At 57.4% G+C, this 25598-nt stretch carries 3 protein-coding genes; all 3 read left to right on the plus strand.

The genetic code is table 11. From position 1 onward, the window contains the following. Window positions 1-11: 11 nt before the first annotated feature. Genes NSS83_RS02810 through NSS83_RS02820 form a run of 3 tightly spaced genes read left to right on the plus strand, consistent with a single transcriptional unit; the run spans window position 12 to window position 25582 of the window. Entirely contained in the window at window positions 12-12404 is a 12393-nt protein-coding gene (locus NSS83_RS02810) for an SDR family NAD(P)-dependent oxidoreductase (protein WP_341347626.1), read from the plus strand. After that, window positions 12404-16285, plus strand: coding sequence for a beta-ketoacyl synthase N-terminal-like domain-containing protein (locus tag NSS83_RS02815; RefSeq protein WP_341347627.1), 3882 nt, complete (start codon window positions 12404-12406; stop codon window positions 16283-16285). Before NSS83_RS02810 ends, NSS83_RS02815 begins: the two co-directional genes overlap by 1 nt. Further along, the gene (locus tag NSS83_RS02820) at window positions 16286-25582 is read left to right on the plus strand and encodes an SDR family NAD(P)-dependent oxidoreductase (protein ID WP_341347628.1); all 9297 of its coding nucleotides are present in this window, start codon (window positions 16286-16288) and stop codon (window positions 25580-25582) included. Window positions 25583-25598: the final 16 nt, after the last annotated feature.

A 25598-nucleotide genomic window follows, 5' to 3' on the forward strand; every position in this document is an offset into this window, starting at 1 on the left:
AGGCTACACGGATGAGCAATAATGCCATACCCGGCGGCGAACGCCCATTATATCTGTTTCTCTTGTCAGCCAAGACCCGTGAGGGTCTGATGAGGAAGCTCACGGAGCTGCAAGTGTGGATCAGGGAAGAACCGGACATCCGGACGGATGCCGGGAATATCGCGTATACATTATCCATCGGCAGAAGCCATTTCAGCCGGCGGGCGGCGCTGATTGCCGCCGATCTGCAGGAGCTGGAGACGGAGCTGCTGCTCACCCTGGAGAAGCTCACCTTGAAGAGTGGCGAGGCCTCCCGCGAGCTGCTGCGTAAGCAGACTGCCCGGGAGGATCAAATCAGGCTGGACGCCATCGCTCTACCCGGGTCTGCTCAAGGGAATACCCCTGCATTATTCTCCCGGCAGACCCTGGAGCAATGTGCAGAGCTGTATCTGGAGGGCGGTGTATGCGATTGGAAGAGCCTCTACACCAACCGTCCTTACTTCAAAATACCTCTGCCCGCCTACCCGTTCGAGAAGCAAAGATATTGGCTTGAGCTGAACACAGGCCGGACATCCCCGTCTCCGGCACCGGGACAAGCTCAGATACACGCGATAGGTCCGGTGCTGGACTGCAACCGGTCTACGGTGCATGAGCAGTGCTTCGAGAAGAGGCTGACGGGCGAAGAATTCTATCTGAAGGATCATATCGTGTCCGGCCGTAAGCTGCTGCCGGGTGTGGTTCAGCTGGAGATGGCTTTGTCCGCTGCTGCTGCTTCACTGCCGGGAGCTTCAATACGCAGCATCACAGATGTGGTCTGGGCTTATCCGGTTCAACTGAGTGACGGCGAAGAGTCCAAGCTGGTGCAGGTACGTCTGTATCCGGGCGGGAGCCAGGACGAGCTGGATTATGAGATTGTCAGCCAATCTGACGGCGCTGAGGTTGTTCACAGCCAGGGAAGTATCGGATATACACAGGAAGCACCATACGGACCCCCGGAATCGATGGATATTGCCCGGCTATGCCAGGGAAAGACGGACGTCAGCGGAAGCCGGATCTATGACAGATTCAGAGAACATCAGCTGGAGCTAGGGCCGTCCTTTCAGTCGATTACCCGAATGTCCGCCGGAGCGGCAGACGCGGTAGCCTTCATTGAGTTGCCTGCCCATTTGCATGAGGGCTTCGGGGCATTTACGCTGCATCCTACGGTGACTGACGGAGTGCTGGAAGCTGTCATCGGGCTGATCAGCGGCCACGGGGAACTGGAGGGCGCGGTGGCGCTGCCGTATTCTTTTGACAAGCTGGAGATCTTCGGAAGCCTGCCGCCTAACTGCGTCTCTTACGTGACAAGGCTTGCTACCGGGGCAGATGACGGGGATCTGGCCTTCGATGTGGCGGTCTCCGACGTTCAGGGCCGGGTGCTGCTGAAGTTCACCAGATTTGTACTGAGAGTATTCCAGCAGGGAAGAACGCAGACCATGGAAGAGATGAGCTTTGTGTATGAGTGGAAGGAGCGGGAGGCGCTTCTTCCCGCACCTGACAGTGTGTCTGGCGATATCGTATGGTTCGCCGCTGAGCCGGAACTGATCAAGTCGCTTCCCCAAGACAGTGACGGGACAGCCTTTCATCCAGGCGCGTTATATATAGTAGAAGCTGCTGCGGAATATCAACAGGCAGGGGAAGCACATTACCGGATGAACCCGGAGCGCCCGGAGGATTATGTTCGCTTGCTTCGTGATCTGGCAAATAGAGGCTGCAGTCTGGAGACACTCGTCTATGAGCAGCAAGAGCACTCAGAAGAGACAGCCCCAAATGCTGCTGAAGGAGTGTATCTGCACCAGCTGTATCTGGCCCAGGCGCTGATGGCTGTCCGGGAGAACCGCCATAGCCGGGTGATTCAGCTATGCAGAAGCGGGGAGGAATTCGCTGTGCCTCCCGGACAGGGGGCCTTAAGAGGCTTCAACAAAACGCTGAAGCTGGAGTATTCCAAGCTGCATTTCAGCATGCTGTACACAGGATCTGCGGGCAGGGATGGCATCTACCGGATGATTGCGGCTGAGATCCGCTCTACGGACGATGAAGTGCTATACCGGCAGGGTACAAGATATGTTCATGCCCTGAAGGAAATCGCTTCCCCCGCGAAGGAAGCCGCTGAAGCCACTAAAAATATCCTCCGTCCACACGGCGTGTATCTCTTAACAGGCGGACTGGGCAAGCTCGGGCTGATAGTGGCCGGGCATCTGGCCCGCCACTATCAGGCTAAGCTTGCGCTGGTTGGTAGGTCGGCACTCCTGCCGGAGCAGGAACGGGAAATCGCCCGGCTTCAGAAGCTGGGTGCAGAAGTAGTGTATGTGCAGGCGGATCTGTCGCAGGCGGAGGCAGCGGCAGCAGCCGTGGCCGATGCGCGGAGCAGGCTGGGCAGCCTGAACGGCATTATTCATGCGGCAGGAGTTACCCGTGACGCGCTTATCCAGGTGAAGGATGCGGGTCAGGCAAGCGGGGTACTAGGAGTCAAAATCCAAGGGCTGACGCAGCTTGACCAGGCTACCCGAGAAGATAAGCTTGATTTCATAGCGGCCTTCTCCTCGATTGCGGCGGTCACAGGCAATGTCGGGCAGAGCGATTATGCCTATGCCAATGCCTGGATGGATGAATATCTGCTGCACCGGAAGACCCTGGTCCAGTCGGGGCACAGACATGGCAGATCCATCTCCATTAACTGGCCGTTCTGGCAGGAAGGCGGGCTGTCGGTAGAGGAGCAGACCCTGCTGTTCTTCAGGAATACCGTAGGGCTGAAGCCGCTGGAGACCTCCGCAGGACTAAGACTTCTGGAGGCGATTCTTAACGGGTCTGAAGTGCAGATCCTGCCCCTCTTGGCGAACCGCAGGAAAATATGCGGCATTCTGGGGCTGGAATCGGCAGCTTCAGGCACAACAACAACCATCATCCAACCTGGAACCGGTGCCGAGCCTGCCGAGAGCCGGTCTGCCGGTCTGCTGGAGCCAGTACAGCAGATCCTCACTGGTGCAATCAGCCGTCTGATGAAGCTGGATGCCGCCGCCATTCATCCTGATCAGGATTTGGGCGAATACGGCATGAGCTCTTTAACGTTCACTGATGCCGCAAATGCGGTCAATGCTGCCTTCCAGGTACGGATGACACCGGCAGTGTTCTTTGAATATCCTACAATTCGTGCATTAGCAGCCTATCTGTTAGAGAGCTATGCGGACGAGTTGGTTACATATTTCAGCCGTGGAGTTGCACAAGCACCGGAAGCCGCCGTTGATTACGGCTCCGTTCAAGCGTCCGCTTCCGGCCAGAAGGCCCGCCAGAGCTGGAAGCCCCTCCAGCCGGAGACTGCCGGGGCCGGTAAGCCGGAGCCGGTGGCAATTATCGGCATCAGCGGAGCGATGCCGCAATCAGAGAACCTGGATGCCTTCTGGGAGCATCTGCGGGACCAGCAGGATCTGATCACGGAGATTCCTGCAGACCGCTGGGATGCGAAAGAGCTGAACCGGCTGAAGGGCGGCGTGATGGATAAGCCCGTCTCCGGCTGGGGCGGCTTCATGCAATCTGCCGATAAGTTCGATCCAGGTTTCTTCAGCATTAATCCGCGAGAAGCGGATCTGATGGACCCGCAGCAGCGGATATTCCTGGAGACTGTGTGGTCTACACTAGAGAACGCCGGGTACAAGGCCTCTGAGCTGTCAGGCCGGAAGGTCGGGCTGTTCGTCGGCGTCTCGACGAATGATTACAGCACGCTTTTACAGGATAACGACATTGAGATTGAAGCCTATTCTTCCACAGGCAGTTCCCACTGCGTGTTAGCCAACCGGATCTCTTATCTGCTCAATTTCCGCGGCCCCAGTGAACCGGTGGATACCGCCTGCTCCAGTTCACTGGTAGCTGTACACCGGGCAGTGGAGAGTATCCGCAGCGGGGACTGCGAGCAGGCGATTGCAGGGGGAGTGAATGTGATTGCCGCGCCGACCCTGCATATCTCTTTCAGCCGGGCTGGGATGCTGTCGCCGGACGGACGCTGCAAGACCTTCGATCAAAGTGCGGACGGTTATGTGCGCGGAGAAGGTACGGGGGCCGTTCTGCTCAAGCCGTTAAGCCAGGCGGAGGCAGACGGGGATTATATCTATGCAGTGATCCGGGGAACCGCGGTCAACCACGGCGGCAAGGTCAGCTCGCTGACGGTGCCGAATCCGAAGGCGCAGGCCGAGGTGCTGGTCGAAGCCTATGAGAAGGCGGACATCCCGCCCGATACCATTAGTTATATCGAAGCCCACGGCACAGGCACCTCCCTGGGGGACCCGGTGGAGATCAACGCGCTCAAAAATGCTTTTAAAGAGCTGCATCACCGGCGGGGGATACCGCTGACCCGGGAGCAGTACTGCGGAATCGGTGCGGTGAAGTCCAATATCGGCCATCTGGAGGCCGCCGCAGGCATTGCCGGCATTCTCAAGGTGGTGCTGGCGATGAAGAACAGGACCTTACCGGGGAATGTTCATTTCAAGCAGCTGAATCCTTATATTGAGCTTGCTAAGTCGCCCTTTTATATCGTGGAGCAGACGCAGGAATGGACGCCGCCTGACGGCCTGCCAAGACGGGCAGGGATCAGCTCCTTCGGCTTCGGCGGGGTGAATGCACATGTGGTCATGGAGGATTATCCATCCCGTGACACCGTTAGCTCCGTGACCCGTTCCATGCTGTCCGGGCAGGGCAACGTAATCGTCCTGTCTGCCAAATCTGCAGACCGGCTGCAGGAAAAAGCGCGGCAGCTTCTAAATTACTTGACGCTTCATGCAGCTGACGAAGAGCTTACGCTGCATAACATTGCGTATACGCTCCAGACCGGACGGGAGGAGATGGCGGAGCGGATAGCTTTTACCGCTGTCAGTAAAGAGGAGTTAATAGATATTCTGCGCAGCTATGCTGCCATGCCGGAACAAGCCCATAAGGTACATTATGGACGGGTACCCGTGCAGCTTCCGGCACCTTCTTCTTCCACCGCCAATTCCGGGAAGCCGGTTGGCACTCTGAAGCTAACGGAGCTATCTGAGCTGGCGGAGCAGTGGACCGCCGGGAAGGCAGTCGATTGGAGCCGTCTGTATGCGGACAGGGAGTGCAGACGCATTCCGTTGCCTGCGTACCCTTTTGCCAGAGAGACCTGCTGGGTCCATAAAAATTCACGCCGTATCGCTCCCAAGCTGTCTTCTTCGGCAGAAGCTTCTGCGGTGCTGCATCCGATGGTTGACAGCAATGTCTCCACCATGGAAGAGGAGAAATTCCGTACTGTGCTGCGGCCGGAACAGTTCTATGTCAAGGATCATGTGGTTGGCGGCAAGGTGTTGCTGCCCGGCGTAGCCTATCTGGAGCTGGTAAGGGCCGCTGCCGTCCTGGCCGGAATCAACCCGGTAACGGGACTGAGGAATGTCAAATGGATCAAGGCAGTTGAAATGGAAGAGAAGCAGAAGGAGATCTTCACCACATTCGCGCATGTGGATCAAGGCGAAGTGGAGTACAAGGTGTTCAGTGAAGCAGAGGGACAGCGCACTCTGCATTCAACGGGGAGAATTATGCAAAAGACGCCTGCACCTGCACAGACGCTTGAGATTGCGAAGATCAAGGAGCGAAGCACCTCCAGCCTCACTCAGGCAGAGTGCTACGATCATATATTCAAGGAGGTCGGCTTCGACTATGGACCCGCTTTCCGGGTGACGAAGACAGCGTATTGCTCGCTAGAGGAGGGTTTATCCGAAATCTCCTTGCCAGAGCATCTTGACGAGAAGTATGCGGAGTATGTGCTCCATCCCTCGATCATTGACGGTGCGGTCAGATCGCTATCGTGGACGGGAAACCGCAGTGAAGAGGACTTGACGCTCAGGGTGCCTTACGCCCTGGACCGGATAGAGCTGATCGGCAAGGTTCCGCCGCAATGCTATGCCTACGCGAAGCCTGCAGAGGGAGCTTCCGGCACAGATGATGAGGGAACAAGGAAGTACGATATCCATATTACGGACCGGCAAGGTCTGGAGGCGGCACGGCTGTTCGGCTTCTCTATTAAGCAGTATGCTGCGGCCGCAGTCACTGCTTCCGCACTAACCCTGTATTCGCCAGAATGGATCGAGACAGAACTGCCGCAGGTGACCGCGCCATTGTCATCTATTGTAGTGTTCGGCTCGGCTGCCCTGGCGGAGGCTGTCCGCAGGCAAGCGGTGCAGCATGAGCTGGCAGCAGAATGCTGCATTCAGGTTGAGGCCGGAGCAGAGTATGCCCGGCTGAGCCAGGCAGCTTATGTGATTCGGCCGGAGCAGGCGGCAGATTACCTCCGGCTGCTGGAATCCCTAAGGGATCAAGGCGTGCAATTGCAGCATATCGTGCACGGCTGGAACTGGAAGGAGCAGGCCGGAGCGGAAGGACCGGATCTGGAGGAGCAGCAGGAAAGCCTGGGGAAGCAGATGGATCAGGGGCTATACTCGCTGCTGTACCTCTTGCAAGCGGCAGCTGCGGTGAAGCCCCGCTCAAGGATCAGATGCTTATATGCTTACAGCAGAGCTGCGGACATGCTGGAGCCGCTGCATGAGATGAATGCCGGATTCGCGCATTCACTGGCTGCCGATCATCCGCTGTTCCAGTTGAGTCTTGTGAACTTAGAGTCTTCGCCGCCCGTACAGGCCGCCGGGAGGCTGATCCGGGAGTTACTGCCGCCGCAGCTGGCGGGCGGAACTGAAATCAGGTATGCCGGTGATGTCCGTTCTGTGCGGAAGCTTCTTCCGCAGCCGCTGCTGCATCAGGCCGAGGCTTCGAGGTTCACCCAGGGCGGGGTGTATGTACTCACTGGCGGGACTGGAGCGCTGGGCATGCGGGTGGCGGCAGAGCTGGCCTCAGCTTGGCAGGCAAGACTGGTGCTTGCCGGAAGGCAGGCTCAGGATTCGGCCATTCAGGCGAAGCTGGAGCAGTTGACGGGGCTTGGCGCGGAAGCGGTCTATGTACAGGCTGATGTCGCTGACCCGGAAGACGCGGCAAGGATCATCGGAGCAGCCAAATCGCACTTCGGCAGAATCAACGGCATTCTTCATTGCGCCGGAACCGGAACGGTAACGAAGGCCGCCGGGAGCAGTAAAGCGGACTTTGCCGGAATCCTTGCCCCGAAGGTGGACGGGACGCTCAATCTGGACCATGCCAGCAAGAATGAGGCATTGGACCTGTTCATTCTCTTCTCGTCCACCTCTGCGCAGATCGGCGATATGGGTGCAGGCAGTTACGCTGCCGCCAATGCCTTTATGGACCGCTATGCCGTATACCGTGACTGGCTCGCGGTGCAGGGCCGGCGCCAGGGTAAGACAGTATCCGTTAACTGGCCGCTATGGAAGGACGGAAGCTACCTGCTTCCGGCAGCCCAGCAGCAGGTGCTGGCCGGGTATTACGGCATGCAACCGCTGGACAGCAGAACAGGCCTCCATATCCTGGAGACGGTGCTGAAGGAGGATGCGGTGCAAGCCTTCGTCGGTTACGGAGATTCGCGTAAGATCAGCCGGGCACTTGGTGTGGCGGAAGCCCCACTGGCAAATCAGGAAGGCGAAGCCTTACAGCCTACAGGCATCAGCGCCAATAACATGGATAGCAGGGCGCTGCTGGAGGGGACACAGACTTATCTTGTCAGCCTGCTGGCCAGAACATTGGGCGTTGCGAGAGAGCGGATCGGTCCAACTTCACCGCTGGATGCCTTTGGCCTGGATTCGATTATGATTCTGGAGCTGAATGAGTCGCTGGAGCGTGAATTCAGCGGGTTGCCGACGACACTTTTCTACGAATATAACACGGTTGAAGCACTTGCCGGTTATTTCACCGGTCATTACGGTGCACAGCTTGTAACGTTATTGAAGCTGGAGCAGCCGCATGGTAACGATGCGCCGATTGCGGCAGTGCAGATGCCGGGTGATCCGCAAGAGGCAGATCTTACAGCATCACAGAGCAGACGGTTCATCCCGAAGGCAGGGGAGGATGTGTCCTCTGTAAAGAATGCCGGGAATCCCGGTGTGATGGATATTGCTGTAATCGGCATGGATGGCCGGTTCCCGATGGCCGGCAATATTGCAGAGCTGTGGGACAACCTCAAGGAAGGCAAGGACTGCATTACCGAGATTCCAGAGAACCGCTGGGACTACACGCGCGACTACGATGCAGAGAAAGGCAAGAAGGGCAAAATCTATACCAAATACGGCGGCTTCATTGATGATGTGGACAAATTCGATCCGTTATTCTTCCAAATGACGCCGCGGGATGCCCAACTGACAGACCCGCAGGAGCGGCTGTTTCTGGAATGCGCCTATCATACCGTGGAGGATGCCGGATATACCCGCGAGCGGCTGGCACGCTCCAAAGTCGGTGTTTTTGTCGGCGTCATGTACGGTCATTACCAGCTTCTCGGAACGGAAGGCTACACTTCCGGACAACTGGCAGCGCCGAATTCTTCGTTCGCGTCCATTGCCAACAGGGTATCCTGGCTGTTCAACTTTCAGGGGCCGAGCATGGCAGTAGATACGATGTGTTCGTCTTCACTGACGGCGATTCATCTGGCCTGTGAGAGTATCCGCAGCGGAGAGAGTGAGGCCGCACTTGCCGGGGGGGTTAACGTGACGATCCACCGCAACAAATATGTGTTCCTGTGCAGTCAGCGCTTCGCCTCCAGTGAGGGCAAATGCCGGGCCTTCGGCGAGGGCGGAGACGGGTATGTTGCCAGTGAAGGCGTAGGCGCAGTGCTGCTCAAGCCGCTCAGCAAGGCCATTGAGGACGGAGATCATATTTATGGGGTTATCAAAGGCACTGCGGTGAACTCCGGCGGCAAAACCAGCGGCTACACTGTGCCGAATCCGGGTGCCCAGGCTGCTGCAATTGCCGAAGCCCTCCGTAAGTCGGGCGTTCATCCCAGAACCATCACCAGTCTTGAAGCCCATGGCACCGGCACCCCGTTAGGTGATCCGATCGAAATTGCCGGGTTGTCCAGAGCCTTCAGCCAGTACACGGACGACAAACAGTTCTGCTCGATCAGCTCGGTTAAATCCAATATCGGACACCTGGAATCGGCCGCCGGAATTGCCTCGCTGGCCAAGGTCATGCTCCAGATGAAGCACCGGATGCTGGTGCCGTCCATCCATACGGAGGAGCTGAACAGCGGCATTACATTCGAGGATACGCCATTCTATGTACAGCGCAGCCTGGAGCACTGGGAGCATGACTCCGGCAGCAGAAGCATGCGCCGGGCAGGCGTCAGCTCCTTCGGGGCAGGCGGGTCCAATGTGCATCTGATCGCCGAGGAATATGTACCGGTGCGAGCTGCCGCGGAATCCGCCGGGCGCAGGCTAATCGTATTATCCGCGAAGAACCGGGACCGGCTGAGCGGCAAAATCAGTGAACTGCACCGCTTCCTTGATATGCCGCTTGCCACAGAATATACGCTGGCGAATATCGCCTACACGCTGAGTACAGGCAGGGAAGAAATGGAGGAACGGCTGGCCGTTGCCGTCCAGACGGTCGATGAACTGAAGCAGGTCATGAAGTCCCTGGCAACGGGTGCAGTATGCGAAGGGATATACCGGGGCAATACAACCGCTGCCGCAGAGAACGGCACGGCCATTCTCGGGAATGATCCCGAGGATACCGCATATATCGCTGCGCTGGCCCGCAGGAATCAACTTGACCGGATCGGGAAGCTGTGGGTCCTTGGAACAGCGGTGGATTGGAATCTGCTCTTCGCAGATACTCAGCTGCAGAAGGTGTCCCTGCCTCTGTATCCTTTTGCCAGAGAGAGCTATTGGCTGGAGAACACAGGCGGCGGATTCTTTGGAGGGTCCGGGCACAAGGAGACGTCAGGAACAGCACACGGATTGGGACCTGCGGCGGCGGGCGGGCGACTGCCCGGAACGATTAATTCACTCCAGCCTCTGCATCCGCTGGTGGATATCAATATTTCCACACTGCGTGAGCAGCGGTTCCGCAAGCGGCTGTCTGTCGACCAGTTCTATCTGCGGGATCACATTGTTGCGGACCAGATCCTGCTGCCCGGAGTCGCTTACATTGAGATGGCCAGAGCAGCGGGTGAGATTGCCGGAGAAGCCGGGGTCCGGGCAGTGCGTAATGTGGTATGGCTGAAGCCAGTAGTGATGACAGAGGAATTCAAGGAACTTGATATCGTGCTGGAGCCTGAAGGCGAGGCCGTCCATTATGAGATCTTCAGTCAGATCATGAGCGAGCGGGTTGTACATTCGCGGGGGATTCTGGAGTTCGCGGAAGGACCTGCGGCGGCGGTAAGCCTGAACTTCGACCTCAAGGAAATCCGGAACCGGTGCCCCGGCCGCAAAGATAAACAGGAATGCTATCAGCAGATATTCAAAGCCATCGGCTTCAGTTATGGTCCGTCCTTCCAGGTGACGGAAGAAGTGCTGAGCGGGAAGGAAGAGACCTTGGCCCGTTTATCCCTGAATGAAGCCTATCGATCCGGATTGCCGGAATACGTTCTTCACCCGGCTCTACTGGACGGAGCGGTACGCTCGGTGGCAGCAGGCAGAGAGGAAGAAGGACGGGCTACGCATATTCCATTCTCACTCGGGAGTATCGAGATCTTCGCGCCTATTCCTGCGGACTGCTATGTGTATACCCGGGTGAAGGAGCAGCCTGGAGAGAACAATCTGGGGCTGAATATATTTGATATTTCCATTCTTGACCTGCACGGGCAGGAAGTGGTCCGGATTGGGGATTTCATCGTCCGGCCTTATACCGTTAAGCCGGAAGGCAATCCGGCGGCGGAGCTTCACTACTATACTCCGGTCTATGAGCACGAGGCGCTGGTCCCGGTAAGGGGAGCAGCGCAGCGGAAGGTGCTGATCCTGGGGTACGGCGGGATGAACAGCGGCCGGAATACCGCAGCTTCACCGTCCGGCAGCCTGCCGGGCGGAGCCGGTGCCTGTATCTGGATTAGGCCGGATACGGAGTACCGGTCAGGCCCGGGAGATCAAATATCCATCCATCCGCACAGGGAAGCAGATTATGTGCGGCTGCTGGAGAAATTGCGGGAGAGGGACTTCCATCCCACCCATGTTCTGCATCAGTGGGCAGGAACAGCAGAGCCGCTGTCACTGGCCGCACTGCAAGCGGAGAGGGTCCAGCCAATACTGACGCAGATGCTGGAGGACGGCATTTTCTCTGTTATCTCCCTGTTCAAGGCCTTCGTCCATGTGTTCGGACAGCAGCCGTTGAAGCTGTTGTTCGCTTACCCGCAGGAGCAGGGAGGGTTCTCGGTTCCTCATGAGCTGCTGGCCAGCTTCGCCAAATCCATTGTAACCCTGCATCACAAGTTCCAGATTACCAGCGTGGCAGCGGATTACAGCGCGATTCATGCTGCGGATTATCAGGAGAGGCTGTATCAGGAATTGTTCTCCCAGCAGAATCCGGGCCATTTGGATGTCCGCTATGCCGGAGAACTGAGAACGGTGCGGAGAATCCGGCCGCTTACGCCTGGAGAAGGTAACACAGCGGCATCCGCACCTCTGGTTATCAAAGAGAAAGGCATCTACCTGATTCCAGGCGGCACCGGCGCACTGGGAATGATTGTGGGCGGATACTTGGCACGCACCTGCGGAGCAACGCTGATCTGTACCGGCCGGCAGCCTGCAAGTGAGCGGACAGACGCTTGCATGGCCGAGCTAAGACGGCTTGGCGGAGATGGACGTTATCTTCAGGGCGATATCGCAATCGCCGGGGATGTGCTGCGGATGATGGACAGCATCAGAAACGAATTCGGCCTGCTTAACGGGATTATTCACTGTGCCGGCCAGGGAAGCACCCTGCCTGTTACTGAATCCGCTGGGATCTCCGGCCGCGAGCTGATGAGTTCCAAGGTCGAAGGTCTGATCTATCTTGATCTGTTCAGCACTGCTTTTGAGCTGGATTTCCTGATGCTCTTCTCTTCCATTGCTGTGGAGCTGGGAGATCTGGGGGTTGGGTATTATGCCATGGCCAACAGCTTCATGGACCGTTATGCCAGGCTGAGGAATGAAGCCGTAACGCTCGGGCAGCGCAAAGGCCGGACGATTTCGGTCAACTGGCCGCTATGGAAGGACGGGGGCTTCGGCATTCCCGAGAGTGAGGCGGTGTACTATTCCACTTATCTGGGCATGAGCATGTTGGAGGAAGAGAGCGGTATCCGGGCGCTGGAGGCCATTTTCCAGGCGGACTGCGGCAATATCATTGTAGCGGCGGGGAACAAGTCCAAGATTGATCAGGCGCTTAAGCTGAACCACAGCATTCCGGTTCAAGAAGTACCGCTAGAAGATAAGGAAGCCATTGTTGACCTGCTGACCCGGCTGCAGACCGGTGAGATGAGTGAAGCAGAAGTGAAGCAGTGGATGGGAGGCCTATGATGAGTGACGCCAATCTGGAGATGGGCAGGATTCTGGAGCAGATTAAGCGGGGAGCGCTGGACCCGGAGCAGGGCTACACGCTGATCAAGCAGTTGAAGAGCCAGGCCGCAGAAGAAGCAAATACCGGCACCAGACAGACAGGTGAAGGAGCGGGGCCCGGCTCAGGCGGAGACAGGAGTCTCCAGGACTACACTGTCCAGTATTTGAAAGGGCTGCTCTCACAGGTCACCGGCCTTGAGGCCGAGCGGATCAATGCGGGTCAGAGTCTGGAGGAGTACGGAGTAGACTCGGTTGCGATTATGGAGATTAACGGTCTGCTGGACAAGGATTTCCCGAATCTTCCGAAGACGCTTATGTTTGAATACGGCAATCTGGCTGAGCTGGCCGGGTATTTCGTTCAGCATCAGCGCGGGCTGCTGGAGGCGCATGCCGGATACCGGCATATTAGACAGTACCTGGAGCAGACGGAGAAGCCCGCTGTTCCCACAGCAGCTTCTGCGAGAGTACAGGACAAGCCTGTAGAGACAGTGGCGCCGAAGAAATACAGATCCTTCTCCGCACCCAGCAAGGACCGGAATAACGATGAGAAGCGAATACCTTCGCGTATCGAGCCGCAGGCCGTTCAGCAGGAACATCCGGCTAAGGACGGGGGGATTGCGGTCATCGGCATCAGCGGCGCTTTTCCCGGGGCCCGGAATCTGGATGAATTCTGGAGTAACCTGAAGCACGGGGTGGACAGCATCTCCGAGATTCCGCCGCAACGGTGGGATCACAGCCGTTATTACGACCCCGAGAGGGGCAAGAAAGGCAAGGTGTACAGTAAGTGGGGCGGGTTCATTGACGAATACAATTGCTTTGATCCGCTGTTCTTCCAATTAACGCCAAGAGATGCGGAGCAGCTTGACCCGCAGGAGCGTCTCTTCCTGGAGTGTGCACACAGCGCGATTGAAGATGGCGGATATACCCGCCAATCCTTGTGGAACAGCAAGACCGGTGTCTTCGTGGGTGTCATGTACGGCCATTATCAAATGTACGGAGCGGAGGAGACCGTCAAAGGCAATACGCTGGCACTCAGCTCGTCGTATGCGTCCATCGCCAACCGGGTGTCCTATTTCTTCAACTGGAGCGGTCCCAGTATTGCACTGGATACAATGTGCTCCTCGTCGCTGACTGCGCTGCATCTTGCCTGTGAGAGCATTTACCGGGGGGATAGCGAGATTGCGGTTGCGGGCGGAGTGAACGTAACCATTCACCCGGATAAATACCTGTTCCTGTGCAATCAGCGGTTCGCTTCGAGCGAGGGGAAATGCCGGGCCTTCGGCAGCGGCGGAGACGGCTATGTGCCGGGCGAAGGTGTCGGTGCGCTGCTGCTGAAGCCGCTGGCCAAGGCGGTGGAGGACGGAGACCATATCTACGGAGTGATCCGGGCGAGCTCCATCAATCATGGCGGCAAAACGAACGGTTATACGGTTCCGAATCCGAATGCACAGTCGGATATTATTGCCGAAGCGCTGCACAAATCAGGCATCCATCCACGGGCGATCAGCTATATAGAAGCCCATGGAACAGGTACTGCACTCGGCGATCCGATTGAAATCAGCGGCCTTACGAAGGCCTTCCGCTTACAGACAACAGAGAACCAGTACTGTGCCATCGGCTCGGTCAAAAGCAATGTCGGCCATCTGGAGTCCGCAGCCGGAGTGGTATCCATCATTAAGGTGCTGCTGCAAATGAAGCATAAACAGCTGGTACCCTCGCTCCATTCCGAGGTGCTGAATCCGAATATTAACTTTGAAGAGACCCCTTTCTATGTTCAGCGGAGCCTGGGAGAGTGGAAGCCTACAGTGTTGGAAGAGGAGGGCCAGACCAGAGAATATCCGCGTTATGCTGCGGTCAGCTCATTCGGCGCAGGCGGCACGAACGTGCATGTGATCCTGGAGGAACACCGGAAGCAGGGAAGCCTTGTATCCGCGCATTACAGTGATAACACTGGCGGGCCGCACATTTTTATTCTATCCGCCAAAAGCAAAGACCGGCTGAAAGCATACGCCAAGCACATCCTGGATTACCTGGACCGTACGATCCGGCCGGAGAGTGTGCCGGAAGAAGCAGGCAGCAGCACGCTGAAGCGATACGTAGTCGCTGATATCACCGCCGCTCTCCTGCAATCGGCCCTGCTGCCCGCACATATCAGCGCCCAGGAGGCCATTGATGAATACGGCCTGTCCAAAGAAGAGCTGATGACGGCCGCGGACACACTGTATGAAGCCTATCCGGTCCGGCTCCCAATCAGCCTCTGGACAGGCAGCACCACCATTGATGAGATTGCCGCTTATCTGCTGGAGCAGCTAGGCTCATCCGCCATTGCAGCCAGACACGGACGGAGCGCGGATTCTTCAGAAGCGCCTGAGCCTGCAGGAGGAATAATCAGCGCTGACGGTGCTGCCTCAGCCGATGGCTTCCGCCTGGAGGATCTGATCTACACGCTCCAGACCGGCCGAGAGAGCATGGAGGAACGGCTTGCAATCGTGGTATCCGGTACGCAGGAGCTGCGGGAGAAGCTGGGCCGGTTCCTGGCCGGCGACCGTAAAGTCTCCGGGGTCTATGCAGGCAACGTCAGCTCCGGCAGTGAGATCCAGGATGTCTTCACAAAGAGCGAGGAAGGAGAAGCATTCCTGGTGTCCCTGGTGCAGTCCGGCAGACTGAGCCAGCTCAGCAGATTGTGGACAAGCGGGGTGAACTTCAACTGGCAGCTGCTGTATCCGCAGAGCAAGCCTTGCAGAATCTCCTTACCCACCTATCCGTTTGACCGGACGCGCTATTGGTACAGCTCTGCGCAAGACGCAACCGCTGTATACAACAGCAGCAAGCCTGCTGTCTTGGCTGCGGTGATTGACTCCAATGAATCCGTCTTTGAGGAGCAATGCTACAAAAAAAGCTTAAGCGCAGCCGACGCCTATCTGCACGATCATGTAATCCAGGGCCGGATGGTTCTGCCGGGGGTAGTCTATCTCGAAATGGCCTGGAGAGCCGGGCTGCTCGCCAGCCGGGAGTGGCGGGTGCAGTCATTAACAGATGTGAAATGGCGCAGAAGACTGGAGCTGCCGGAGAATGCAGCCAGCTTGGACGTCTATGTCGGGCTGGCAGCTCAGGAAGAGGCAATCGAAGCCAGCATCTATTCCCTGAACGGGAACGGGCTTAGAGTACTGTATTGCACCTGTACTGTGAATTATTCAGAGCTTGAACCGGCTGAACCGTTTACCCCGGATACGGAAGCGGAAACAGCGGATATCGCACGTATGGTCCAGACTTCCAGCCGTACCACAGAAGGCGAAGACTGTTACGCGTTGTTCGCAGACCATGGAATGAACTACGGCATGAATCTGCGGCCGATTGAAGCCGTGTATACCGGAGTGTATGGTACCCTGGCGAAGCTGGTGCTGCCCGCAAGTACGCAAATGCCGCTCCATGAATATATTCTTCATCCGGCGTTTGCCGACGGAGCGATGCAGACCGCGCTGTATTCGGTGATTAGCGGCCAGCAACAGACGGGGACCTTCGTTCCTTCGGCCTTGCAGGCTGTAGAGGTCTACAGGCCACTGACCCCTGTAAGCTATTGTCTGGCAGCGCCAGCACCAGCTTCTGGGCAGGAGCAGGGGATGCAGTTCGATCTGCTGCTGCTGAACAGCTCGGGCCTGCCGGCGGTGCGCTTCTCCTGCCTTTCGGGCCGGGATTTGACCCCGGGGATGCAGAGCAATATCGCAGCTCCGGCTGAAATAACCTCTTCAGCGGCAAGTGTGCTGCTGGACGAGCTGCTGAATAAGCTGCTGGCCGGGGAAGCCGGAATAGATGAAGTTGAGAGAATACTGGAGGGAAGCTAAATGAGATCAATTATTGAAAGGATCGCCAGCGGAGCCGTCTCCAAGGAGGAAGGCCTCCGGCAGATCGCCGCGCTGAAGCATTCGGATAAGCAAGTGCTCCTGACCTACACTAAAAGCTTGGCGGAACAGCCGCTTTCAGCCGGATCAGGTGATTCTTCCGGGCATCTGCTGGTGCTGGCGGCTGACGCAAGCCTGGAACCCATGCTGTGCAGCCAGTTAGCTTCCCGCTTCCAGTCGCTTACTTTTGCCGTGGCGGAGGAAGCAGGCGGGACCGAAAACACTGGACAAGAGCGGTATTCACTGAGCACTCAGGAGGATTACACGCGCCTGTTGTCCGGGCTGGAGCAGCAGGGGCGTTATCCCGGCAGCATTCTTCATCTTCTGTCGCAGGAGGAAGGGAGCGGGACGGAAGCAGCCATGGAGAGCGGCATCTATTCAATGTTCGCACTCACCAGGTCACTGCTTACCTTCAAGAAACGTACCGGTATCAAGATCCTGTTCCAGTACAGACAATCGGATAATGATGCAGTACATGCCGCGCTGGACGGCTTCGTGAGAAGTGTCATGATCGAGAACCCCGGCCTGCTGTTCAAGACGGTGTCTACCGATCTGTGCCGTGCGGACTTTGCCCCGTTCATGCTGGAGCAGCTGCGGCTGGAGCTGGGTTCCATGTCGAACGATCACCGTGAGATCCACTACCGGGAATCCCGCCGTTATGTGCCTCACTTTGAGCAGTATACAGCTCCGGCCGTTCCCTTCATTGAGCATATGCCTGCAGACTCCCCGGTCTACATCATCACAGGGGGGCTGGGGGCAATCGGCTATACACTGGCCCGGCATTTAGCGGATACCCGGTCCGCCAGTCTGCTGATCACCGGGCGAACGGCGCTAAACCGTACACTCGAAGACAAGCTGAAAACGCTGAGCAGTAACGGTAATAAGGTGATGTATATCCAGTCTGACGTTGCCAGCTCTGCGGACGTGCAGCGGCTGCATGCCACAGCCAGAGCAAGCTTCCCCAGGGTGAACGGAATCCTGCACTGTGCCGGAATGACCAGTGATTCCTTCCTCCTGCTTAAGGAGAGGGAACAACTGGAGCAGGTGCTGGCTGCCAAAGTGTATGGAACGCAGCATTTATATGAAGCATTCGGCCATGAGCAGCTGGACTTCATGCTGCTGTTCTCTTCCATCTCTGCCGTAACCGGCAATCTGGGGCAGAGCGATTATGCCTACGCCAACAGCTTCATGGACCGTTATGCCAATAGCAAAAGCACATCGGATGGCACCAACATCCTCTCGGTCAACTGGCCATTGTGGCAAGAGGGCGGGATGACAACGACGGCGGACAGTCTGGACTTCATGCGCAAGAATCTGGGCCTCTCTGTCCTGCCTACGGCTGAAGGATTGAAGGCCTTCGATAGAATCTGCCGCGATAGGCCGGGAAATGCCTTGGTGCTCTATGGGGACGCTGCGCGGATCGGGCAGACGGTGGAGTCGATCAATGACCCTCAGCGCGGGAACCGGCACAAGCCAGTCCAGGCAGGAGCAAACAGCGAAGCAGCACCCTTGCCGGAAGAAGCAACTCCTGAAGTAGTTGATACGGAGGTGCTGAAGCTAGGCGCGGAGCGTCTTTTAAAGGATATTTTCATCAAAGTAACCAAGATTCCGCCGCATGCCCTGGGCCTGGACGACTCCTTCGAGAAAATCGGCTTCGATTCCATCATGGCGATGAGCATCAATGAGGAGCTGGAGGCAAGCTTCGGCGGGCTGTCCAAGACGCTGCTGTTTGAATACCAGACGCTGCGGGAGTTAAGTGAATATTTCACCGGACAGCATAGCGGTGTGCTGGCACGGCTCATTGAGCCTCAGATCAGTCCAGTCCCTCCGAAGGCGGCGGTGCCGCAGCTTCATCGTCCTGCTGTGCGCCATCAGCCTTCCGGCAAAAGCCCCGTCACACCAAAAGCGGGCCGGCCTTCCGCTACTGCCGGGCAAGGGCAGAACAACCCTGGACGCAGCCGGGGCACGGAGGATATTGCCATCGTCGGAGTCAGCGGGAAGTTCCCGATGTCTCCGGATCTGGAGTCCTTCTGGCAGAATCTGCTTCAGGCACAGGACTGCATTACAGAGATTCCCGCAGACCGCTGGAGCATTGACGAATTCTATACCACAGACAAGAACCAGCTTGGCAAAATGTACTGCAAATGGGGCGGCTTCCTGGATGATGTCGACCGGTTTGACGCCTTATTCTTCAATATCTCCCCCCGCGAAGCGGAGATTATGGACCCGCAGGAGCGGCTGTTCCTGGAGTGCGCCTACAGCGCCATTGAGGATGCCGGATATACACGCGATACGCTCGGCAGCCGCAAGGTCGGTGTCTTCGCAGGTGTCATGTACGGGCAATATCAGCTCCTGGACGCGGAGGTGGACGGCAGCAAAATCGCCTTATCCTCGGTCTACGCGTCCATTGCCAACCGGGTATCCTATCATCTCAATCTGAACGGACCCAGCATTGCCCTGGATACGATGTGCTCCTCATCGCTTACTTCCATCCATCTGGCCTGTGACAGCATCCGGCGGGGGGAGAGTGACCTCGCGATTGCAGGGGGGGTGAATGTGTCGATTCATCCCGATAAATACATATTCTTAAGCCAGCAGAAGTTCGCGACCAGCGATGGACGATGCAGAAGCTTCGGCGAGGGCGGTGACGGATATGTGCCCGGGGAGGGCGTAGGTGCCCTGCTGCTGAAATCGGTGGACCGGGCGGTTCAGGATGGAGACCATATCTATGCTGTTATCAAGGCCAGCTCCATCAACCATGGCGGGAAAACAACCGGCTATACGGTGCCAAATCCGTCTATGCAAGGCGCAGCGATTCAGGAAGCCATGCAGGCTGCGGGCATACACCCGCGTACAGTCAATTACATCGAAGCCCATGGTACAGGCACCTCACTCGGTGATCCGATTGAAGTCAGCGGACTGGTCAAAGCCTTCAAGGACGGGACAGCCGACAAGCAGTTCTGTGCCATCGGCTCGGTGAAATCCAACATCGGGCACTGTGAATCGGCAGCGGGGATCGCAGCCATCACCAAAGTGCTGCTGCAAATGAAATACGGTGTGTTAGTGCCTTCGCTGCATGCGGAGGAGCTGAACAGCCACATTCATTTCGAGGATACGCCGTTTGTGGTTCAGCGGCAGGCGGGCCCGTGGGATCGTGTAACGTTGCCGGAAGGCGAAGGACAGAAGGAATATCCGCGCCGTGCGGGAGTCAGCTCCTTCGGGGCAGGCGGAGCCAACGCGCATATTATTCTGGAGGAATACATTCCGGCAGAGCGCGGGGGGAAGGACGGAGACGGCAAAGAAGGCGGTAATATCCACGGAGCTAATATCCACGGAGAACCGTATATCATCGTCTTATCCGCCAGAACAGAGGACCGGCTGAAGACCTATGCGCTGAAGCTTGCGCACTACCTGGAGCTCCCGGAGGCTGAGACAGCCAGTCTTAGGGACATAGCCTACACTCTCCAGCTGGGACGGGAAGCCTTCGCAGAACGGATGGCGATCACAGCCGGTTCTGTCCCGGAGCTTAAGGGGCTGCTGGACGAATTCAATCAGGGCAGACTGCCGGATGGCAAGGTGTTCCGGGGGAATATCAAAGGCTTCAAGGATTACATTGAGCTGTTCAATGCCGAACAGACGGGAATCTCTTATGTCGACCTGCTGCTGGGCGGTGGAAATACCAGTACCATTGCCCGGCTATGGTCCCTCGGACTGGATGTGGACTGGCAGAAGCTATACGAAGCAGGGCATTGCAGGCGTGTGCCGCTGCCTACGTATCCCTTCGCCAGGAACCGCTACTGGATCAATGAGGTGAAACGGCGGGATAACCGCTTATCGGCAGCCGTTCCTGAGCATACCGGACTTGGAGAGCTGGTGGAGTACAATCTCTCAACGATTGGCGGCTTCCGGTTCTCCTCCCGGCCGGCGGTAATCAGCGGATTCTATGAACCGGTAAGCTGGCAGGGACAGGAGTATATGAACGGGTTCGGACTGCTCGCATTCGCGCGGGAGGCTCTGAAGCTGGCCGGATATGCCCGGGAGGAGCTGAGGCTGGAGAATATGAAGTGGTCGGGTCTTCTGAACCGGCAGCAGCTCCATCCGGCGCTGGATATTCATATCTTCCCGGATCTTGAACCCGCTGCAGCAGAGATCAGGGCCGGGGAGCAGGTTGTCTTTCAGTGTACCCTGGCGGTTAAGGCTGACTGGACCGGGCCAGCCAGTTTAACAGCCGAAGAAATCCAGCCGGCAGGACAAGGGGGACTGCTCCTCAAGCAGACCCGGGAGCTGCTCCGTTCGCTATATGGTATGGAGTCCGCACTGAGGCATGTCACAGGCTTACACCAAGAGCAGAACAGCCTGCTGGCCTTCGTGGATCTCGGTGAAGCCGCGCCTGCGGATTCTCTCAGCGCCGCAGCAGTGAATTCAGCCGTGCATACACTGCTGGCCCTTTCAGCGCTGGAGCAGCCGCTGTGTCCAATGGTGCTGCATTCCATCCGGCAAATGTCTTACTCACATAAGCATTTGCAGCAATTTGCAGTTCAGGCCCGGCGTACTGCCGGTGATGAATATACACTGGCAGTGTTCACCGGGGATGGAGCAGCAGTCTGGGAGCTGCAAGGCGTGCATCTTGCCGGACTTCAGACGGAGAAACGGGAAGCCGCCCTGTATTACACCACAGAATGGACTCCCAGCCCGGTGGAAGCGGCCGGGGCACTGACCGGTGATGTGGTGCTGTTCCTGGACGATCTGGAGGCTCTGCCCCAGTTCAAACGCAGCTTCCCAGCAGGGGCAAGGCTGATCTTCGTCACTGCGGCGGAGCAATTCGCCCAGACCGGCGATAATCATTACAGCTTGCGCTTCGATGACAAGCAGCAGCTTCAGACGCTTCTGGATTCCCTGCGGGCAAGACGCGTAAGCCTTACGCAGCTGATCTATGCCGCATCGCCTGCTGCAATGGAGCCGCAGGACAAGCTGAACCACAGCATATATCCGCTGCTGCTGCTGACCCAGGCGCTGATGCAGAGCAAGGCTGCGGCTGATATCCGTCTGGTCTATGCCTTCAAGGACACAGAAGACATGGGAAGTGTGCTGGACGCCTCGCTGGGCGGGTTCATCAAGACGCTGCGCCTGGAGAATCCGGGGTATTGCTTTAAGACCGTCTCCCTGTCCGCATCGTTGCGGCAGGAGGAGCTCCCAGCGATTCTCGGACAGGAGCTGCAGCTTCGCCCTGAGGAGCAAGAGGTGCAGTACCGCGCCGCAGGCCGGTTCGTCAAGCGGCTCGTTCCAGTCCGAGATGAAGTTGAGGCTGGCACTCCGGTCAGTATTAGAACAAACGGCGTGTATATCATCACCGGGGGACTTGGCGGTCTGGGGCGTGTATTCGCCGCTTATCTGGCAGGCACGGCACAGGCGCAGCTCATCCTGACCGGCCGTTCCCGGCTTGATCAGAATAAAGAGGCGCACCTGGCAACCATTCGGGCGTATGGAGGCTCGGCAGAATACCTGGTCTCAGATGCTTCAGACAGTCAGGCTGCGCAGGAGCTGATCCGGTATGCGAAGCAGAAATACGGCAGAATTGACGGTATCCTGCATTGTGCAGGGACACACAGTGATGCCTATATTCTGAACAAGGACCGCTCTGACCTGGACGGAATCATCTCCTCGAAGATGATCAGCACACTGAATCTGGATCAGGCTGCGCAGGAGGAGAGCCTGGACTTCATCCTGCTGTTCTCTTCCATTACAGCAGAGACAGGGAATCCCGGACAAGCGGATTATGCTTACGCGAACAGCTTCATGAACGAATTCGCCCTGTACCGTGAACGGCTGGTTGCAGCAGGCAGACGCACCGGGCGCACCTTCTCGGCGGGTTGGCCGCTATGGGAAGCGGACGGCATGCAGCTGACCCCCGGGCAGCGAAGAATTCTTGAGCTTCAGACAGGGCTGACGCCGCTTCCGGTAGAGCAGGGGATCGAAGCCTTTGAATGGCTGCTCCGGCAGAGCAGTCATCCTGCGCTGCTTGTCGGATATGGACAGCCGGAGCGTGTGAGCAGCCTGCTGGACCGGATGAACCGCATGGAACAGGCAGAGCGGAAGAATATCCGTGAGGAAGCGGAGGAGGAGGCTGTGCCGGGCACTGCCCTGCTGGACAGTACTCTGCAATACCTGACAGGACTGTTCAGCGGGCTGCTTAAGCTGCAGCCGGAAGAGATTGATATCACTGCGGAATTCGAAGAGTACGGCATCGAATCGGTCATGGTCGGTTACTTCAACGGCAAGCTGGAAGAGGACCTGGGCGAGCTGTCCAAAACCCTGCTGTTTGAATACCAGACCCTGGAGAGTCTAGCTGCCCATATGGTCAGCCAATATTCCGGTCCGCTGAACAAGCTGTTCCATAGTAACGGAACAGGGAAGAAGCTTCCTGAGCATGCGCAGACCGGGAGGAAGATAGACCTGCAATCAGAGAAGGAGCCCCGGCTGCCGGAACATGAAGCCGGAGCTGCGGGATGGCCGGAGCTTATATCCTTTGCAGAACAAAGCGGACATGGAAGCAGCACCAGCAGTGCGAACGGAGGCAATGACGAGATCGCAATCATCGGGCTCAGCGGCAAATATCCGCTGGCCGCAGATCTTGATGAATTCTGGGACAATATCGCAGCCGGAAGAGACTGTATCTCCGAGATTCCGGCAGACCGCTGGGATTACAAGAAATTCCTGGGCGGAAGCTTCGAGCAGGTACAGGAAGGTAAGATGTACAGCCGCTGGGGCGGCTTCCTTGAGGATGTGGACAAGTTCGATCCGGCATTCTTCCATATTGCGCCGCGCGAGGCGGTAATCATGGACCCGCAGGAACGGATGTTTGCCGAGACGGTCTGGTCTGCGCTGGAGGATGCAGGCTATACCAAGCAGAAGCTCCAGCGCCCCGGGGAAGAGCATGGCGCGAATGTCGGTGTATTCGCAGGGACAACTACCTATTCGTATCAGCTATGGGGCCCGGAGGAATGGGCACGGGGCAATCTGGCTGCCATGCCCAATGTGTCGCCTTGGTCCATCGCCAACCGGATCTCTTATCTGTTCAACTTCAGCGGCCCGAGCCTTGCGGTGGACACCGCCTGCTCCTCATCGCTTGCGGCCATTCATGCTGCATGTGAGAGCCTGAAGAACAAAGAATGCCGCCTTGCGGTAGCGGGCGGAGTGAACCTGTATCTGCATCCTTACAAATATGTGCTGATGTGCCAGACCAAAATGCTGTCGCCGACCGGCAAATGCCACAGCTTCGGCGAAGCAGCCGACGGGTTCGTTCCGGGCGAAGGAGTAGGGGCGGTTCTGCTCAAGCCTCTGTCCGAAGCGATTCGGGATCACGACCATATCTATGGCGTGATTAAGGGGACCGGCATCAACCACGGCGGCAAGGTCAGCGGCTACACCGTTCCCAATCCCGCTGCCCAGGCCAGTCTGATCTCCAGGGTGTTGAAGCAGGCGGGAGTGCCTGCGGACAGCATCTCCTATGTTGAAGCGCACGGCACAGGAACCAAGCTGGGCGATCCCATTGAGCTCAATGCGCTGAATCAGGTGTTCAGCGAAGCGAATCCGCCCAAGCAATCCTGCGCCATCGGATCGGTGAAGTCCAACATCGGCCATCTGGAAGCGGCGGCAGGCATCGCCTCCCTTACGAAGGTGCTGCTGCAGATGAAGCACCGCCGGCTTGCCCCTTCTCTTCATGCAGAGAAGACCAACAGCAATATTGATTTTGCGAATTCATATTTCCGTGTGCAGCGTGAGGAGGGGCCTTGGACGGTTGAAGGACCGGCAGGTTCAGCTGTCCGCCGGGCCGGTATCAGCTCCTTCGGGGCCGGTGGCACCAATGCCTATGTGCTGGTTGAGGAATACAATGCTGAAGTTCAGCAGGGAGCAGCGGCGGGGCAGTCTATCTCTGGAAACAGCGGCATAACCGGCAATGATGGCAGCAATAAGGAGCAGGTCATCGTGCTATCCGCCAAAACTCCCTATTCTCTGAAGCAAATGGCAGTAAAGCTGCATGCTTTCCTGGGCAAGAACCGGGATGTCAGACTTGCAGATGCCGCCTACACCCTGCAGACCGGGCGGGAAGAAATGGCCTGCCGCCTGGCCTTCGCCTGCTCCAGTCTCCAGCAATTGCTGGAGCAACTGAACAATTACATCGCCGGAGCGGGCTTGGAAGAGCACTATTCCGGTGTAGTATCCAAGCGGTCCAGAAGGGAACTATCAACGGCTGGAGAGGCTTCACAGCTGGCAGCGGAATGGGTGCAGGGGGCTGGAATCGACTGGCCGAAGCTGCATTGGGGTGAGCAGGTGCGGATTGTGCCGCTGCCGACCTATGCTTTTGAAAGAGTGCGTTATTGGATTACACGAACCGAAGCTGCCGTTCCCGCTAATCACGGGGGAGAGGAGAAGCTGCATCCGCTGGTGGACCGCAACCGTTCCAGCTTCAGCAAGCAGCAGTACGAGACGGTCCTTAAGGAATCAGAACCGGATTGCGGCTTGCCTCCTTCCGGATTCATTGAGCTGTTCCGTATCACCGCTGAGCTGTCGCTGGAAGCATCCTGCCGGGTGATTGAAGATGTGGTCTGGGGACAACAGCCGCAGCCCGGAGCTGCGGACAGCATGCTGACTTCTCTATACGAAGCAGGGACGCATGTTGAATGTGAGAGCGGCTACCAGAGCGGACAAGACGGATATGTCATCTGCGCCCAAGGCAAGGTGGCCGTCCCTGCTGGAAGTCAGTCCGCTGATCCGGTACCGCTGCGTATGAGCAGGCTGGGTGCGCCGATTCTTTTGCCGGAGGCTGATTCTGCTCTATACCGTCATCTGGAGACCATTCAAGAGCTGCACACCGGCACTGGTCAGGCACTGATCCGGCTCCGCCTTAAGGAAGCACAGGAGCCTGCGCAGCATCAGAATCAGGCACTATTCCATTATGCGGCGGTTGATGACATGCTGAATTCCCTGGTGCGGCTGACTGCAAAGGCAACCCGGCTTGAATACCGCAGGCTGGGCAGATGTACAGTGCATCATCCTTTGACCCGGGATGTCCAGCTACTCGCTAAGTGGAGTACGGGAACTGACGGGCTGACAACCTATGACCTCTGTATCTTGGACACGCAGCAGCGGGTACTGGTGAGTATGGAGAAGCTGATACTGAAGCTCAGTGAAGTATGCACCCCGCAAACGGTCAATTCAGGAATGCACGCACCGGTCTGACCGGTCAGATACCGGA

The sequence above is a fragment of the Paenibacillus sp. FSL H3-0469 genome (genome assembly GCF_038051945.1).
Classification (GTDB): domain Bacteria; phylum Bacillota; class Bacilli; order Paenibacillales; family Paenibacillaceae; genus Paenibacillus_AQ.

Coding starts and splice junctions, on each gene's coding strand:
- NSS83_RS02810 (WP_341347626.1), top strand. CDS start 12: ATGAGCAATAATGCCATACCCGGCGGCGAACGCCCATTATATCTGTTT.
- NSS83_RS02815 (WP_341347627.1), top strand. CDS start 12,404: ATGAGTGACGCCAATCTGGAGATGGGCAGGATTCTGGAGCAGATTAAG.
- NSS83_RS02820 (WP_341347628.1), top strand. CDS start 16,286: ATGAGATCAATTATTGAAAGGATCGCCAGCGGAGCCGTCTCCAAGGAG.